19 protein-coding genes are annotated in these 16,478 nt (G+C 33.8%); 6 read left to right on the top strand and 13 right to left on the bottom strand.

Going from position 1 to position 16,478, the window contains the following annotated elements:
- Positions 1-291 precede the first annotated feature (291 nt).
- Both CN288_RS05130 and CN288_RS05125 read right to left on the bottom strand, forming a co-directional pair.
- A complete protein-coding gene (locus CN288_RS05130) occupies positions 292-870 on the bottom strand; it encodes a DJ-1/PfpI family protein (protein ID WP_098301859.1) in 579 nt (192 codons plus the stop codon).
- A complete protein-coding gene (locus CN288_RS05125) occupies positions 867-1,445 on the bottom strand; it encodes an AAA family ATPase (RefSeq protein ID WP_090686916.1) in 579 nt (192 codons plus the stop codon). Before CN288_RS05125 ends, CN288_RS05130 begins: the two co-directional genes overlap by 4 nt.
- Positions 1,446-1,705: 260 nt before the next feature.
- Between CN288_RS05125 and CN288_RS05115 the strand changes: the two genes are divergently transcribed.
- Together CN288_RS05115 and CN288_RS05110 are read left to right on the top strand one after the other, a co-directional pair.
- Positions 1,706-2,002, top strand: a complete 297-nt coding sequence (locus CN288_RS05115) for a hypothetical protein (protein ID WP_026592678.1) — start codon at positions 1,706-1,708, stop codon at positions 2,000-2,002.
- Positions 2,003-2,106: 104 nt separating this feature from the next.
- A complete protein-coding gene (locus CN288_RS05110) occupies positions 2,107-2,538 on the top strand; it encodes a DUF2621 domain-containing protein (protein WP_026592677.1) in 432 nt (143 codons plus the stop codon).
- Positions 2,539-2,565: 27 nt separating this feature from the next.
- On the opposite strand, the gene CN288_RS05105 is transcribed toward CN288_RS05110, so the two are convergent.
- Both CN288_RS05105 and CN288_RS05100 read right to left on the bottom strand, forming a co-directional pair.
- Positions 2,566-3,072, bottom strand: coding sequence for a CcdC family protein (locus CN288_RS05105; protein WP_026592676.1), 507 nt, complete (start codon positions 3,070-3,072; stop codon positions 2,566-2,568).
- Between the two features lie 89 nt (positions 3,073-3,161).
- Positions 3,162-3,869 (bottom strand): cytochrome c biogenesis CcdA family protein, encoded by a 708-nt coding sequence (locus tag CN288_RS05100; protein ID WP_026592675.1) that lies wholly within the window; start codon positions 3,867-3,869, stop codon positions 3,162-3,164.
- Positions 3,870-4,340: 471 nt separating this feature from the next.
- Here CN288_RS05100 and CN288_RS05095 point away from each other — a divergent pair, with 471 nt between their 5' ends.
- Complete coding sequence (locus CN288_RS05095) at positions 4,341-5,249, top strand: EamA family transporter (RefSeq protein ID WP_026592674.1); 909 nt, start codon at positions 4,341-4,343, stop codon at positions 5,247-5,249.
- A 49-nt stretch (positions 5,250-5,298) separates the two neighbouring features.
- Here CN288_RS05095 and CN288_RS05090 read toward each other — a convergent pair whose 3' ends face one another.
- The 5 genes from CN288_RS05090 to alsR all read right to left on the bottom strand — a co-directional run bounded on the left by CN288_RS05090 (position 5,299) and on the right by alsR (position 10,745).
- A complete protein-coding gene (locus CN288_RS05090) occupies positions 5,299-6,672 on the bottom strand; it encodes an ABC transporter substrate-binding protein (RefSeq protein ID WP_026592673.1) in 1,374 nt (457 codons plus the stop codon).
- 272 nt (positions 6,673-6,944) lie between these two features.
- Entirely contained in the window at positions 6,945-7,889 is a 945-nt protein-coding gene (locus tag CN288_RS05085) for an ABC transporter permease (protein WP_026592672.1), read from the bottom strand.
- Complete coding sequence (locus CN288_RS05080; protein ID WP_026592671.1) at positions 7,882-8,793, bottom strand: ABC transporter ATP-binding protein; 912 nt, start codon at positions 8,791-8,793, stop codon at positions 7,882-7,884. Before CN288_RS05080 ends, CN288_RS05085 begins: the two co-directional genes overlap by 8 nt.
- Before the next feature lie 93 nt (positions 8,794-8,886).
- Entirely contained in the window at positions 8,887-9,462 is a 576-nt protein-coding gene (locus CN288_RS05075; protein ID WP_026592670.1) for an ABC transporter permease, read from the bottom strand.
- 380 nt (positions 9,463-9,842) lie between these two features.
- Positions 9,843-10,745 (bottom strand): acetoin biosynthesis transcriptional regulator AlsR, encoded by a 903-nt coding sequence (alsR, locus tag CN288_RS05065; protein WP_026592669.1) that lies wholly within the window; start codon positions 10,743-10,745, stop codon positions 9,843-9,845.
- Between the two features lie 144 nt (positions 10,746-10,889).
- On the opposite strand from alsR, the gene CN288_RS05060 reads away from it, so the two are divergent.
- Positions 10,890-11,252: a CidA/LrgA family holin-like protein gene (locus CN288_RS05060; RefSeq protein WP_098301858.1), complete on the top strand. Its 363-nt coding sequence runs from the start codon at positions 10,890-10,892 to the stop codon at positions 11,250-11,252.
- Positions 11,252-11,929 (top strand): LrgB family protein, encoded by a 678-nt coding sequence (locus CN288_RS05055; protein ID WP_026592667.1) that lies wholly within the window; start codon positions 11,252-11,254, stop codon positions 11,927-11,929. The genes CN288_RS05060 and CN288_RS05055 overlap by 1 nt, the downstream gene beginning before the upstream one ends.
- 203 nt (positions 11,930-12,132) lie before the next feature.
- On the opposite strand, the gene CN288_RS05050 is transcribed toward CN288_RS05055, so the two are convergent.
- From CN288_RS05050 to CN288_RS05035, 3 genes are all read right to left on the bottom strand, one after another.
- Positions 12,133-13,773, bottom strand: a complete 1,641-nt coding sequence (locus CN288_RS05050; RefSeq protein ID WP_098301857.1) for a M20/M25/M40 family metallo-hydrolase — start codon at positions 13,771-13,773, stop codon at positions 12,133-12,135.
- A gap of 77 nt (positions 13,774-13,850) precedes the next feature.
- Positions 13,851-14,597: an IclR family transcriptional regulator gene (locus tag CN288_RS05045; protein WP_098301856.1), complete on the bottom strand. Its 747-nt coding sequence runs from the start codon at positions 14,595-14,597 to the stop codon at positions 13,851-13,853.
- Positions 14,598-14,809: 212 nt separating this feature from the next.
- Positions 14,810-15,220 carry an NUDIX hydrolase gene (locus CN288_RS05035; protein ID WP_026592664.1) on the bottom strand — a complete coding sequence of 137 codons (411 nt, stop codon included), beginning with the start codon at positions 15,218-15,220 and terminating at the stop codon, positions 14,810-14,812.
- Positions 15,221-15,361: 141 nt separating this feature from the next.
- Here CN288_RS05035 and CN288_RS05030 point away from each other — a divergent pair, with 141 nt between their 5' ends.
- Positions 15,362-15,562, top strand: coding sequence for a DUF3903 domain-containing protein (locus tag CN288_RS05030; RefSeq protein ID WP_098301854.1), 201 nt, complete (start codon positions 15,362-15,364; stop codon positions 15,560-15,562).
- Positions 15,563-15,870: 308 nt separating this feature from the next.
- Here the strand turns inward: CN288_RS05030 and CN288_RS05025 are convergent, their stop codons facing one another.
- Positions 15,871-16,458: a DUF2238 domain-containing protein gene (locus CN288_RS05025; RefSeq protein ID WP_090686927.1), complete on the bottom strand. Its 588-nt coding sequence runs from the start codon at positions 16,456-16,458 to the stop codon at positions 15,871-15,873.
- Positions 16,459-16,478 lie beyond the last annotated feature (20 nt).

The raw sequence follows: 16,478 nt of genomic DNA, 5'->3' as shown, positions 1-16,478 counted from the left end.
AAGCACCCAAAATACTAAAATTGAAAGTTATATAAAACTCTCATTCTTAGGGCATTAGAAAAAATTAGCTTGATGGTCATTCCGTGAACCAGAAGAACGAAAACCTTATCCTGTCTGGCGTTATCCAAATGAAAAATGGTTTGATGCACACTATCAATATATCGATAGAAAACACGGGGCGCTATGTCAAAAAATCACTGAGAATTTACTTGTACTAATGAAACAAGCCTATTCTTCCTCCATATAAAAAGCTAGCAATTTGCTAGCTTTTTATCCCCTTTACATGCACTTTCACTCTTCAACTGTTTGTTCCAAAAGCTTTTCCATTAGTATATTGCCTTTACCTCGATATACATTCCCTTTATGCTCATTCATTATCCCAAAATACTCAGCTATTGCAACTCCAAATTCGACAAAACCATGCCCTTGTGCTGTTATAATATTTTTATAACTAACAACATTTTTATAAATAAAAGTCCCTATAGGAAAACAATCTATTTTACTATAATCCAACGTAACTGTATAAGGAATATCTTTTAATACACCAGCTGTTGCCAATACAAATGGTCCAGCACAAATAGCTGCAACTAATTTTTCTTTTTTATAGAATTGACGCACGATAGAAAACAGCTCTTTAGCATCTTTAATATGTTTGACATCCCCACCAGGAATAATCATCCCTTCATAATCATCCACATGAACTTCAGTTAATTCCAAATGCGGTTGCACTTGCAATCCTGTTTCACTTGTGATGATATTTTTTGTTACTCCTACTGTTTCAATTTTATAGTCGTCTTTCAATAACGCTGTAGCCACGGTAACCTCGAATTCTGCAAATGTCGGATATACAAATAAAAGTATTTTCTTCATGTTCTCTTCTCCCTCACCCATTTCATAAAATACACCTCTGTTTCCTCTACTGTCACTTCATCAGTATTCACATATGTAACCGAAAATTGTTTATACCACTCCCTTTCCACTTCTACCAATTCTAACTGCTCTTCAAATGAACTTCGTCTTCTCGACGTATCATTCTCTTTTCTCTCCTGCAATATCTTTTTAGAAACATCCAAATAACAAATCGCATCTGAACGACATTTCCTTAATTTATGTAATTCATCTTTTAATTCCTTTTCAATATCCCAATCCATTCCTATCAATTTTGGAAAATGTATTGTATAAAATTCAACATCTTCTGGGCCCCGATCAAATATCACAATATCTCCCGTGACACTTTGAACCTGTTTAATCTTCGCTTCAATAAACATTTTTTGATTTGTAATAAATCCCTCTTTTGTGTAAATATCCAAATTTAATCTTTTTCTTTTTTCTACAATTTCATAAGGATTTTCATATATTACTTGAAAACCTCTTTGCTCTAATCTTCTTGCTAACGTTGTTTTTCCGCCTGCCATTGGTCCTTGAAGTGAAATTATATACGTCATTTTTCCCATCCTTTTCCACTAAAATAAACCTCTTTTTTACAATAAACGGAATTTTATAAACTATCAACAAAATACTTCCTACCTTGTTTCCTATTTCTATCTAGCTTATAATAAAAAATAGAGACGATTATGGACGCCTTTTGTGTAAGCTTGGATTTCCAAGCTTACATTATTTTTTGCTTTCCCTTTCATTAAAAACAGGGTATACTACAATAGAACATATGTTCTTAATGATTACATATAGTAAGGAGATAGAACAAATGGTATACGATACAAAAGTAATTTCTTGGAACGAATCTTTAAAACAACTACAACGTCGCTACACAAATCAAGCAGTAGATCGAAAACAATTTGAAGATGTTGAACTCATGGAGTTTTTCCGCGATAACGACTACATTTCTCTTCCTACACATATTAGCGGCCTATCAACAAAACGTTTTACTTCTTACTCTATTTTCACCACTGATGATAAAGATCGTAAAGTTGGAACACTCATTATTGAATATTTAGAAGATGATAATGATATATTACGTGTCGAACAACTATACTTTGTTTAATTCAGAACGCTTGGTCAAAACGGCCAAGCGTTCTTGCTTTCTATCAATCTCACTGCTTATAATACTAGTAAAAGGAAAACTGCTATCGCAAAGGGGGTATATACTTGCTTGAAGGATGGTTTAGTTGGTTTATTGTGATTTGGACCGTTATTTTACTAGGACTTATGTCTATTGGTGGATATTTCATGTTCCGAAAATTCTTAAAACGATTACCAAAAGAAGATGGCATGTCTATTTTAGATTGGGAAGAGCGTTATATTGATCAAACAAGGCACTTATGGGATGATGAGCAAAAACAATTGTTAGAAGAACTTGTAAGTCCTGTTCCTGAGCTATTTCGTGATGTTGCCAGGTCAAAAATTGCTGGTAAAATTGGAGAACTTGCATTACAAGAAAAAGCTTCAAAAATAACTGAAGATTTAATCATTAAAGGATATATTGTAGCAACTCCAAAACGAGATCATAAATTTCTCATTAAAAAATTACAAGAAAAGCAAATTGATTACTCTCGTTATCAATCACTGTTAGCCAAATAAAAAAACCTCAAGGAATCTTGAGGTTTTTTACGTTAACTTCATATCTTTCTCATTATAAAAACCATCTTCCTTTTCCATTTCCTTTTGCACTTTTGTAAATGAACGATACATAGCAATTCTCCATGATACAATCATTGCAAAAGCAAGTAAGAAGAACATACCACTTAGTTGCCCTAAATCAAGCGATTGACTTAAATATGTTTTAAAGACAATACGCACCACAAGCAAACCGATTAAAATAAATACGAAAGCTTTTGAACGTTTCAAGTAAATCTCTTGTCCACGCACTTCAAATTTAGATGTTTTAATAAGAAATATTGAGAAAAACAAACCTACACCGATCGCTTCTAACATTTCCGCTGGTGTCAGGCGAAATTCCGGAAAAATGTACATCAGTGCCCCCGTACTCATGAAAAATGGTGGGAGAATGATTTTTTTCAATGTTGCAGGTTTCTTCGCTGCTTTTAAACGAATGAACATCGCACCAACAGCCATACAAACAGCAACAATACTCGACAAAAGAACTATGTTCATACTTTCTCATCCTTTTTTGTGGCAATATGAAAATCTAGTTTCATTATATGCTTTTCTACTAGTATTTCCAACATTTTCACAGGATAATACTAAAAACCGGTGAAACCACCAAATAAACTTGAGAAATACGCAATAATTTTTGTCATCCAATTAAAGTATAAAAATATACCCATAACAATCATGATATATCCGCCTACTTTCACAAACGTTCCACTATGTCGTTTAATCCAAGACATTTTCGTAATAAAAAATGAAAGTATAAAGAACGGTATTGCAAAACCAAGTATGTAAGCAATCATATATAGCATTGCTGATTCTGGATTCGTACTAGCCAGTCCAATTACAGCTACTAAAATTGGTCCTGTACAAGGTGTCCAACCAGCAGCAAATGCCAATCCAATTAAAATAGATCCAATATAACCACTAGGACGACTTTTAAATGTAAATTTTCGATCTTGCATTAAAAACTTTGGTTTAAATACCCCCACAATTACAAGTCCGAATACAATAATGAATAGTGCCCCTAACTGTCTAATTAAATCTTTATAATCTTGAAAAAATGATCCAATAAAACTTGTACCAAAACCAATTGCGATAAAAACAATAGAAAATCCAAATAAGAAAAACGCCGTATGTATCATACTTCTTTTACGGAGCATCGCATTTTCTTCTTTTAATTCAGAAACCGACATTCCCGTTATGTAAGATAAAAATGCTGGATAAAGTGGCAAGCAACAAGGGGAAATAAATGATAAGAATCCCGCACCAAACGCTAAAAAAATATTAATATCTTGCATCGTTTCACTCCTCTCTTCTACAATATTGTAGCAAAAATGAAAGAAAATACTATGTACAATTCATGAATTCACTATTTACAACGTTTTAATAAGAAAAAATAGCTGTACACCGCTATTTTTCTAAAGCGTTTTCATTTTTCTTCTATTATAAATGTATTCTGTTATTCATTAACATATCAAAGCTTCTTCCAAACAACAAATGATTCGTCTACGATACCTCTGTATACAAGACATTCCCTATAAAAAAATATTTTTTTCAAATGATAACTTTATACAGCCCATTCCTTACCTTACAATACTTCTATAATTATAAATTTCAAGATTATGCATAAATATCATATTTTTATTATTATTCTATAAAATGCCACACTTTTCTTTCATTTGACCCTTCATTTTTAATTTTGTATACTTCCATCTAGTTATATATGTCCGTTTTAGAACAATTAAATATATAGGATGGGAGGGATTTTCATGCTTCGTTATTCTCTTTTAGTTTTATTAGGAGCATGTAGCTATGGAATTTTAGCTATCTTTGTTAAACTTGCATACGCAGAAGGTTTTTCACTTGGAGAAGTAATTGGTAGTCAATATTTGTTCGGTTGGTTTATTTTGCTTGGAATTACACTCCTATTTTCTAGGCACCGCGTTCCACTGAAACAAATGCTTATTTTATTTGTCGCTGGAACCTCTGCAAGTTTCACAGGAATTTTTTATTACGCTTCACTGAAAACTGTGCCGGCATCTATTGCCATTATACTGTTATTCCAATTCGTTTGGGTTGGTATTATCATTGAAGCTGTGGCAACAAAAACATTACCATCAAGAGAAAAAGTTATTTCTGTTCTCTTTTTACTTGCTGGTACATTCTTATCGAGCGGATTATTAGAAAAATCAGCAGGCGATTTCGATACAACTGGAATCATATTAGGTTTACTATCTGCTGTTACATTTGCAACCTACATTTTTGTAAGTGGTAGAGTTGCTGTCGAAGTACCATCATTACCACGAGGCGTTCTCTTAATGGCTGGTGCTTTAACTTTAGTAATGATAGTATTCCCACCAACATTTATTTTTAACGGGGCTATTTCACAAGGACTTTGGAAATATGGTTTAGGACTCGGAACGTTTAGTATTGTCATTCCATCCATCGCCTTCACAATCGGCATTCCAAAAATCGGTTCTGGATTAGCAACTATTCTTGGTGCAGCTGAACTACCTGTTACAACAATTATGTCTGTATTTGTTCTAAAAGAAGCGGTACTCTCTTCTCAATGGCTTGGTGTATCACTTATCTTGGTTGGTATTGCAATTCCACAAATTGCATTTGCGATGCGCGGACGATATCGAAAACATCATACACATAAGAAAGTTGCTGCATAAAAGAAAAGAGGCTTCTCATTTGAGAAACCTCTTTTTTTAGTATTTCCTATTATTTTTTAGCCCGATTCGCAATTTCTAAAGCGCGGTCTGTTTCTTTAGCTGCTTGATCTAATGCTTGTTTTACATCTGTTCCTTCTATAATACTTTCCATTGCCTTTTGTACTTTTTGACGCGATTCTGGAAATACTGTAATTAACGCGCCCTGTGTTGCAGGTGATACTTTCGAATCATGAAGTTGATTCACCGTTACTTGTAATTGTGGATATTTCTCATATTCTTTTTTAACTAACTCCTCCTCATACGCCTTTGGATTTACCGCGAAGTATCCTGTGTTTACATGCCATTCTGCTTGTATAGATGGTGTAGTCATATACTTCATAAACTCCCAAACCGCTTTTTGTTTCTCTTTCCCAATATCTTTGGCCATCCATAATGATGCGCCGCCAATAATAACACCTTCCCTTTGAACATCTTCAGGATAAGGTAGATACGCTACCCCAACTTGAAACGGTGCGCTGTTAATTATATCCTTCACACCAGCTGAAGAATCTAGGTACATTGCTGTTTTCCCCGCTAAAAAGGCAGCACGCGTATTATCCCAATCCGAACCGTAGTTACCATTAATACCTTCTTTATTAAGATTATTGACAAACTCTAAAATTCTTTGCCCCTCTTTCCCATTAAAAGTTGCTTTCGTTGCTGCTTTAGCACGACCATTATCATTATTTACATACGTTCCGCCTTGAACCGCTAACATTTCTTCAAAAAACCAAGTATCTAATAAATAAGTAAACCCGTAACGCTTTACTTGATTCCCTTCTTTTTTCGTTAATTTCTTCCCTGCTTCCTCTATTTCTTTAAATGTCTTTGGGGCTTGGTCTGGATCTAATCCCACTTCCTTAAATGCATCTTTGTTATATACCATAACAGGTGTAGAAGAGTTAAAAGGCATCGAATATTGCTTTTTATCTACTGTATAATAACTGCGAATATTTGGTTCCCATTGAGACACATCATACTTATCTTGATCGATGAACTTTTGAACCGGTTCAATTTTCCCGCTATCAATCATATATTTCGTTCCACCATCAAAAACTTGAATAACATCTGGTGCATCCTTTGTGCCTGCAATATTCTTGTACTTAATAAACGATTCATCATATGTACCTTGGAACAACGCTCTTACTTCAACCTTATCTTGAGATTGATTATACTTTTGAACAATTTGTTCTAAAACTTCTTTTGTTTTTCCACCCATTGCATGCCAAAATACAATCTCTGTCTTTCCACTGCTCATTTTTTCACTGTTCTCCTTAACTTTTGATTGCTCTTTCCCAGAAACATTTGAATTGGAGCAGGCTGTTACCAAAAACAAAATACATAATGATACAATAGTAAGAAATTTTTTCCCCACACTTCTCAACTTTCTCTCCCCCTTTTCATACAAAAAGACCATAAGTAACAATAGCGATTTTAAATCATTCTCCGCTGCGTTATACTATGGCCTCTACACGAATTTTGTATGTATTTGTGTTTACATGTTTTAGTATATCTTACATTTATGAATTTCTTGTAAATAACGATCATGTAGTGTAAAAGATACAATATTTTAATGTAAAAATTTGTTACCATTAACAAATTAAGATAGAGAAAAACCGTTAAGATTATTCTTCTTAACGGCTTTTTCATCTGTTATTACGTTAAATCGCGCTTTAAAAATACAGTATAAGAAATACCTAAAAATACAAGTAAGTAAATTAGAAGCATACAAGACGCAAATGATAATGTTACACCTTGAATGAAACTACCACCCTTTAAGATTCCATATAAATCTGTATTAGCTGGTAATAAAAACTTCATCCATTCGTACCTAGACGCTGGTATTAAAATAATTCCACCAGATAACGCCACGAATAAGGAAATACCAATTGCTCCCCCACTCGATCTCGTTAGAACAGAAATCATAAAAGCAAATGCTGCATACACAAGAGTTGGCAACCATTCTAATACATAATACTTACTCACATCAACAAATATATTTTGCTGAACGATATTACCATTTTGCATGATAAATTCCACCCATGCAGGTTGTTGAAATTTATAAATAATAAACCCGCATAAAAGTGAGAAAACCATATTAAATATAAATAATAATGCAGAGAAAATAACAATTGCAATATACTTCGCTGTTAAAATTTTAAATCGACTTGCCGGGCGAATCATTAAAAATTTATAAGTTCCCCAATTGTACTCATTCGCAAAAATTGTACTTGCATATACAAGAATAAATGGTAATAAAATTGGAAACACAATTAAACCTGTGTCCCTCATAAAAGTTAAAGGTGAATCGCCTGCTGGTGGAGTATTCGTATCTAAATGCTTCATTTTCAACTGATACTCTTTAACAAGCTCATCTCCTGATTTTTGATTCAAAATATCCTGTTTTGTACTCCCAAGTTTTTTTTCAATTTCTGCCGTTCTTTCTGTATAATCTATTTTCCAATCTCCCGATGAAGATGGAAAATATTTAACTGACACCCATCCCAAACCTATAACTAGAATTGTAATAATGGCAAATGGAATAATCGTTCGCTTCCGTTTAAAAATTTTATATATTTCATTGTAAACTAAATTAAACAATATCCTTTCCCCCTGTTAATTCTAAAAACTTCTCTTCCAGCGTTTTTCTTTCTTCATAAACACGATAAATACGAATACCTTGTTCTGTTAATGTACGAATCACATCTGGAATTTCTTCATTTTTCACAATCATAATCAATTCATTATCTTGAATCGTGACATCATGTTTTAAAAGTTCAGCCGCTTGCTTCACATCGTCCACGCGTATATGTATCATATCCATCTCTTCGTTTTCATTACGCTGAATATTTTGGGTTGCCACATATTCTCCGTGCTGAATAATAATAACTCGATCACACATCAATTCAACTTCAGATAATAAATGACTTGAAACAAGGACAGCTTTCCCTTGTTCATGAGCAATTTTCTTTATATACATACGCATTTCGTGAATCCCACTTGGATCCAGTCCATTGGTCGGTTCATCTAAAATGAGTACATCTGGATTATGTACGAGTGCTTGCGCAATTCCTAAACGCTGTCTCATACCAAGCGAATACGCTTTTACTTTACGATTAATAACCTGTCCCATACCTAATAATTGGACTACCTCGTCAATACGCTCTTCAGTAACATTACCATGCATACGTCCAAAATATGTTAAGTTTTCATACCCACTTAAAAAAGGATAAAATTCCGGATTTTCAATTACGGCACCGATTTTCATAGCTGTACCTTCAAACTCTTGTTTTACAGATTGTCCGTCAATCCATACTTCTCCTTCAGTCATACTTATCATACCGACCATCATTCGCATCAATGTTGTTTTTCCGGCACCGTTTGGTCCTAATAAACCAACAACTTCTCCCTTCTTTACTTCAAAGCTTATATTTTCTACTAATGTCTTTGAGCCGATTCGCTTTGTTAGTTGTTCTACTCTCACTATAGATTGTTTATTTACCATCCTATACAACCTTTCTCTCTAACACTTTTTTCAGTTCCTTACACTGTATCATGATTATTTTCTGCTGTAAAACGACGAAAAAGACATGATATCTCATGCCTTTCTCTCCATTTTATATACTTGTTCACATGGAAATTTCCGAATAAACTTATAACATTGCCATATGGATAATAAGATTATAATACTCACTAGCATCGTTACTACCAATAATGCGTATGATGTAATAGGTATGCTATTTATTCCATGAACTCCTGTTAGCTTTATAAAAATCACTGTAAATAACTTCAAAAATAACATTCCGTGAATTAAACCAAAAAGAATCGCTCCTCCATAAATCAAAACCTGCTCCTGAGATAACAAGCAAAAAATCGTTCTTTTTTTCATACCAGCAATTTCATACAACAGTAGTTCCTGTTTCCTATTTTTTAAGAATCTTTTTGTCATTTGGTATGTAACAGCAGTGCATACAAAAAACAACAGTACTTCCCCATAATATAACGTAGCTAGCAAAAACGGTCTATGTTGTATTTTTTCTATTACCGCTTCATTAGATCGGACAGATATAATAAAAAAATATAGCATGGTACTCATTGCTATCCATATAAATTGTTTTAATCTTTGGGCAGCGTAGTTCTGTATATTTTTCCTTGCTAACCGAAATAAAGACATAATTGATTCCCCCACCTTACTTCATAACGTCCAATCTTCTATATTACTAGTGTATAAAAATATGACCTTTTAAACATCGAACTATAATCGGAATATTTACTAGGTCTTAAGTCGCAGAAATGACCGCTTCTGAAAATAGCTTACCTAATGTCTGCATTTAAAGAAATTAGTAGCCCCATAAAAATAAAATATAATACAAGAACAGTTCTTACTGCTTGGATAAAAACAAATAAAAATCATATATTTTCACTCTCTATGGATGATGAAAGCTCACGCCAACAATTAATTCTAGAAAATGAACATGTCTACCTATTCAGTATTGAAATAAAAAAGGAGATACACCATAATAGTATCTCCTCTTTTAACACATTTGTGCCACCTTACTTATCATTCTCCACTTCTATTCGCTTTTTCTCCCTTGCAATTTTTAAAAACTCTAGCAACTCAGGATTACTATTTGACTTCCGATATGCAACCGACATCTCTGCTACAAAATTAGAATCATATATAGCCTTATATACAACTTCTGTTTTATACAACTTATTCGCAGAAACCGGAATCACTGTTAATCCAATTCCCGCTGCTACAAGCCCCATAACAGTTTGGTACTCTGTTGCTTCCTGTACAATGTGTGGGCTGAATCCAGCGTTCCTACATAAGGATAAAATCGTATCGTATAATGCAGGCCAAACCGGTCTAGTTATGAACACAAATGGCTCATCTTGTAAATCTTCAATATGAATTTCTTCTTTCTCTGCTAGTGGATGCGCTTTTGGTAAACATAATGTACACGAAAGCTTTTGAATGGGTTCTAATTCTAGTAATTGCGTATTAATTGGTGGACGTAAAAATCCAACATCAATTCGATTATCATGAAGCGCATGAACCTGATCTGGTGTCGATAATTCATGCAGTGCAACAGATACTCTCGGGAACTTCTCTCGATACTCCCTAACAATAGACGGTAAAATATCATATATAGCTGCCCCTACAAACCCAATTGAAAGTGATCCAACCTCTCCCCTTTGTGCACTTTGTGCAACTTCTACCGCCTTCTCAATTTGATCAAATGCTTTTTTCACTTCTTTTAAAAACATTTCTCCTGCTTCTGTCAGCTCAACTTTCCGCTTCGTTCTTGAAAATAATGTAACCCCCATCTCTTTCTCTAATTGCTGAATTTGTTGACTTAGCGGTGGCTGTGTCATTTGCAAGCGAGCAGCTGCCCGCCCAAAATGTAACTCTTCTGCCACAACAACAAAATATTGCAAATGCCGTAATTCCATTTTGGATCCTCTTTTCGATTAATATGTATAATAAATTAATAACATATAATTTATATATTAGACAAATATTTCGAAAGGATTTATAGTAGAAATTGTTAATTTTTTTTACAATTTTTATGTAAAAAACGAAAGAGGTGTTACTGTATGAAATGGTGGAAATTAAGCGGACAAACCTTACTCTTATTTTGTTTCGCTTGGACAGGTGAATGGATCGCAAAGCAGGCACACCTCCCAATTCCAGGAAGTATTATCGGCATTTTCTTATTGTTAATATCATTAAAATTTAACTTGGTGAAAAAAGAATGGATTCAAGATGGAGCAGACTTTTTATTAAAAGAACTTATATTATTTTTTATTCCTTCTGCCGTGGCTGTTATCCGCTACAAAGATACATTATCACAATATGGTATCGATCTCATTTTGATTATCATGATTAGTACCCTTTGTGTAACACTCGTCACTGGAATCTTAACAGAAATGCTATTAAAGCGGAAAGGATCAGCATAATGATCGGCTTTTTTTGTTTACTATTAACACTATTAACATATTGGATTTCTAAGAAACTTTATTGGTGCTGGAATTGGAGTATACTTTCACCACTTCTCGTTTGTCCAATTGTTTTAATTGCGTTATTACTTGGACTCGATACATCTTATGAAACATACAATTCTGGCGGTCAATGGTTAACTGAACTATTAAAACCAGCAACGGTAGCTTTTGCATGGCCAATCTATAAATATTTTGATTTATTAAAAAAACATGCAAGTGCAATTTTAATTAACGTCATTGTTGGTTCATTATTATCTGTTATTACTTCGGCTCTTCTGGCAGATGCTTTTCATATTGATTCATCACTGGAACAAAGCTTAGCACCGCACATTGTCACAACACCGATTGCAATGGCGATCTCAGAAATGATTGGCGGTATGTCACAATTAACAGCTGTATTCGTTGTACTTACAGCACTAACGGGAGCACTGTTAGGTCCTTCTCTTATTCGCATATGCCGCATTAAAACATCCATTGCGAAAGGTATTATGCTAGGTACTAGCGCAAACGGAACTGGTACTTCAAAAGCATTTGAAATCGGACCAGTTGAAGGTACAATTGCAAGTTTATCCATGCTTCTAACAGCTGGGGCAAGTTTAGTCATTGTGCCACTTTGCTTATCTTGGTTACAATAAACCACACGATTCTTTTATTTTATTTATCCCAATTAGTCGGGCTTTGGATAAAGTGAGGACTTACCGCCCACAAATAGTGAGATAAAAATAAATTATTACAAGAAAAAGGATAGAAACTGTAGTATAGCGCTACAGTTTCTATCCTTTTCTTAATTTTAATTGAAATCTCGATTTAAATTTCTTTCTTTCTTATACAGACATAACTATAACTGTGCAATTTTATTAGGAACTAGTAATTTTTCAATACATATTGGTAACATATCCAGTAACGTTTCAAATGCGTAATTTATGTCTAAGCGCTCTGTCCATTGGTGTGCATCTCTTCCTACTGGTCCCATATTTAATACTGGAACATCAAATTTTTCTAATTCCTGAAGCGGAATTGAATAACCTTTATTCCATAATGGCATATTTTCAACAAGTGAGCTCATTGAATCAACTGGGTACTGTAAGCCCACATAGCTTAAATCTGAAATTCCGCCAAAATAATTTTGATTTTTAAAAGTAATTCCATGACTGTAGTGAGCATACCTTTCCATTTCTCCAACTACTTCTTTAATCAAAGAATTGTGGTGTGAGCTCACAGCTGGGTAGTATGGTGGGGCAAAGAAAAGTACAATCAGTGGTGCCTTTTCTTTACATAAAATAGCTAATTTATCAACCAAATCAATTGTTACCTCACGATCATCTTTATCTTCTCTATTTTTTATAACAGTAGATTGAATACTATCTATTTTTTCTTGCCCATGTTGTTTAATTGCATAAGCGATAAGTTCTTCATACGTTAATACATTTACTTTAAGATTAGGCGGTATGAACGGATTATACTTAGAAAAACGATATGCTTGCTTCTCATACGACTCTTCAATTTTCTCTGCTACTTTCGTTACCTTTTGATGTAACAATGCAATTACATCCATCATCGTTTTTTCTAGTAAAAACAAATTAAATAATGTAACTGCACGATGAGGAATTTGTACAGAATAATCCTCCTTCAAGTCCCTCTGAAATAAATTAGTGGGCGGGGGACACGCTTCTCCTTCTACAATATCACAAAGTTCCGTATTCAATTCTAATTCAGCTGTTAATAATGAAGCCATATAATTTGCATTTAATCCTGCAAAAGGTTCACCTACATGTGTTTCTTTTCCATAGCAAAGAAAACCAGGCAACACCTTACCAATAGAGCCAGTGTAAATATACTTATTTTGATCACCTGGATATCGAGAAAACATAGGTTCTGAATTTAGGACTGTTTTATATTCTAAGTTATGTTCTTTTGCTAAATCTAATAATCTTGGAACAGCAGCCCTCATCCCTACAGAGTTCACTTCTTCATCTGGAACAGTCAATAAAAGGACATTTCCATCAAATCTTCCTTCACAAGCTTGCTCAACCATCGCCATTTGCAAAGCTAGACCACATTTCATATCCATTGTTCCTCTACCAAATAACCAATCCCCTTGTGCTATATCTTCACGTACATGATCTGGTAATTCATCTTTGTGAGAATAAAACATAGATGTTAATTTTTTAGGGTTAAATGCATCTGCTTTCCACACTCCATAATCTTGTACATCTACAACATCAAAATGACTAACAAGAATTACTGTATTTTTTGTACTATTATTTTTCTTTACTAGAGCCGTAACAAAATATCGTCCATCCCCAGTCGGATTTTTTTGCAAATGATGCGAGTTTTGTTTGAAATAGTGTAAGTCAGATAATTGTTCTACAACAAAATCAGGCAATATAACTTCAGCTTCCGAGCCAGTAATACTAGGAATTTCAACAAGATTGCTTAATAATTGAACCAATTGTTCTTTTGATTGCCATTTTGACATATAACCCCCCTGTTTTCCACATTATGAAATCCATTTCCGCTATATGAGTAAAAAATGACGACAGGCTATCAAAATTATTATTCTGATGTTCTGCCGATTTTTATTGATATTTCACTAGCCGCTTGTTTTACCTTACTAATAAGAAATGATAGTCGATCATTATTAATGCGATGACTAATTAACCCAATACTTAATGCTCCTACTACTTTATGATTAAATCCTATAATTGGTGCAGCTACTGAAGCTGTCCCTTCTGTTTTTTCACTATAACTCACAGCATATCCTTCATTTCTTATCTGCTTTAGTTGATTAAAAAGAACTTGCTTTTGTTCTGGTAAAGAAGAAAGTAAATGTTCTACAATGTGTTCCATTTCATTCGTTTTCATATTAGCAAGCATCGTTTTATTTGCGGCGCCAATCGAAAGAGGAATCTGTTCCCCTAAGTTATCGATAACTCGAATTTTTAAAGGACTATCTATTCTTTCAATAATAATAGAATGTGTTCCATTTGGAATATTCAAATAAACACTTTCTTCAACTTCAGCAGCCAAACGCTTCATCACTTCTCTTGCAACAGATCTGTAGTCTATCTTCTCTAATTGACGTAATCCTATTTCCATCCACATTGGTCCAGTTGTGTACTGTTTTGTTTCTGAAATTTGTGTAACTAATCCGTGCTCCATTAGAGAGTTAAGTAACCTATGTACTGTACTAACCGGGAGATGTGTTCTATCAGCTATATCAGAGATAGCCCAATACTCTTTTTCATTTGTAGAATTTAATAACTTAATAATACCTATCGCTCGATCAATGGACTGTACCATAACTCGCCTCAACTTTACTTGTAATATATTAGTAACCTCAATTAACTATCAATTTAGCAAAAATCTAAACTGAAATCAATTAAATTGTCGAATTTTCCAAAAATAAAAATAACAATTTAAAAACGGAAACACATCAATTTTCACCCTATCAATTATGAAATTGAGGAAAACAATGACGCAATTAAGCAATACAAATAATGAACTAAAACGTACTATGAAAAGTAGGCATTTATATGCCTCACTAGCAACTCATAGTCTTCTGGAAAAGATAAAGAAATATCCCCTAATTCAGTAACATTCTTCCAATCAATCTCGTGAATTAATCCGTCTGGATCCTGTATATTCATAAACCCTCCTATTTGTTTCACAAGATAATAATATACATGAACAGGTACACCGTATGTTATACCCTTTTTTTCATATATTTTATTTATAATTTCTACCTGATATCCAGTTTCTTCCCATACTTCTCGAACGCAACACTCCTCTAATGTTTCCCCTTTCTCTTGTCCCCCACTTGGCACTGACCACCTTTTTGGTTCGTCTTTCTTTCCTTGTAATACCATCAAAATTTCATTTTTCTGATTTATACATATAGCTGCTGTCCCAATCCATGTTTTCATTTCCTCTCCCTCCTATTCCTAATATTCTCTTTTCTTTATTCTTCTCCTTTGAAATAGAGGGAAAATTAATTTTTACAACGAAGAACTATAACAACTTCAAAGATAGCTCATTCCTTGAAATTCAGACGAAAGGATGAAAAGATGATTTCTAAATATGTTGTGGAATGTGTCTTTTGTGAAGAAAATCGAAAATCTAGGCGAGCAACTGTCATCGTGTCTGCTACCTCCCATGCGCTTGCCGTTCAAAAAGTGACAGATGAATGCAAACGCCGATTTGGAAAAACACTTCTATTACAAACAGAAATTACAGAGGAATTAGTTGGAAACAAAAAAGAAAGCTGACCATATGTTGGTCAACTTTCTTTATCCGATCATATTTTCACATGAAGATTAGGGGCATCCTCTTTAAGGATCGGGATTTCACCATTATGTACGTTCCATAATGGGCATCGAACAATATATTTCTATACAATAAAATATTGAATAGAATAGGGCAAAACTTGTTCGCATTTTTAGAAAAGGGATAGGGATATAATACTAGTAATACGTCGAATACTCGAACGTTACACTCATTATATTATAGTAAATCCTTTTATATGAGAAATATGAATTACTTACATAATTCATACGTAAAACATATTAATAAATTACTATATAGTTTCCTTACTACGGAAAACTATCAGTGCTAATATCGCTCCAATTAATGCAAATGTCATATCCCATTGTGTATCCCAAACATCTCCTTGCGTTCCAAGAAATGCTTCTGCTCCTGTCCCTGTTAATTTTGCGACTGCAAACTCTAACAATTCATATAGTGCACTAAATGCTAAGCAAACTGATATCACAAGTAGTTCTAACCACCCTTTTTTCTGAACCTCAACTACTTTTACAAGTACTTCTTTCGCTATTAAAGCTGGAACAAACCCTTGCATGAGATGCCCAACACGGTCGTAATAATTTCTTTCTAAATCAAATGTATCACGAAAATAGTTGAATAGTGGTACTTCTGCGTATGTATAATGTCCCCCAATGAGCAATATTAACATATGAATAAAAATCCATACATATGTGAACGTTGTAAATCGAAAACGTCGATATGTAATCATTAAAATGAGTACTACAATAAATGCTGGTGCGACTTCTAAACACCATGTGAAAAAATCTTTTGGGCATATTCCTGATATAAGTAACGCAATCCAAAAACTTGCACATAACAATTTATGAAGATGAACAGACACACCACTTTCCTCCTCAATAT

Origin of the sequence: Bacillus sp. AFS023182, assembly GCF_002560575.1 — a bacterium.
In the GTDB taxonomy this organism is placed as follows: domain Bacteria; phylum Bacillota; class Bacilli; order Bacillales; family Bacillaceae_G; genus Bacillus_A; species Bacillus_A arachidis.
The sequence above is the reverse complement of the archived record's forward strand: the minus strand, read 5'-3'. Positions and strand labels throughout refer to the sequence as shown.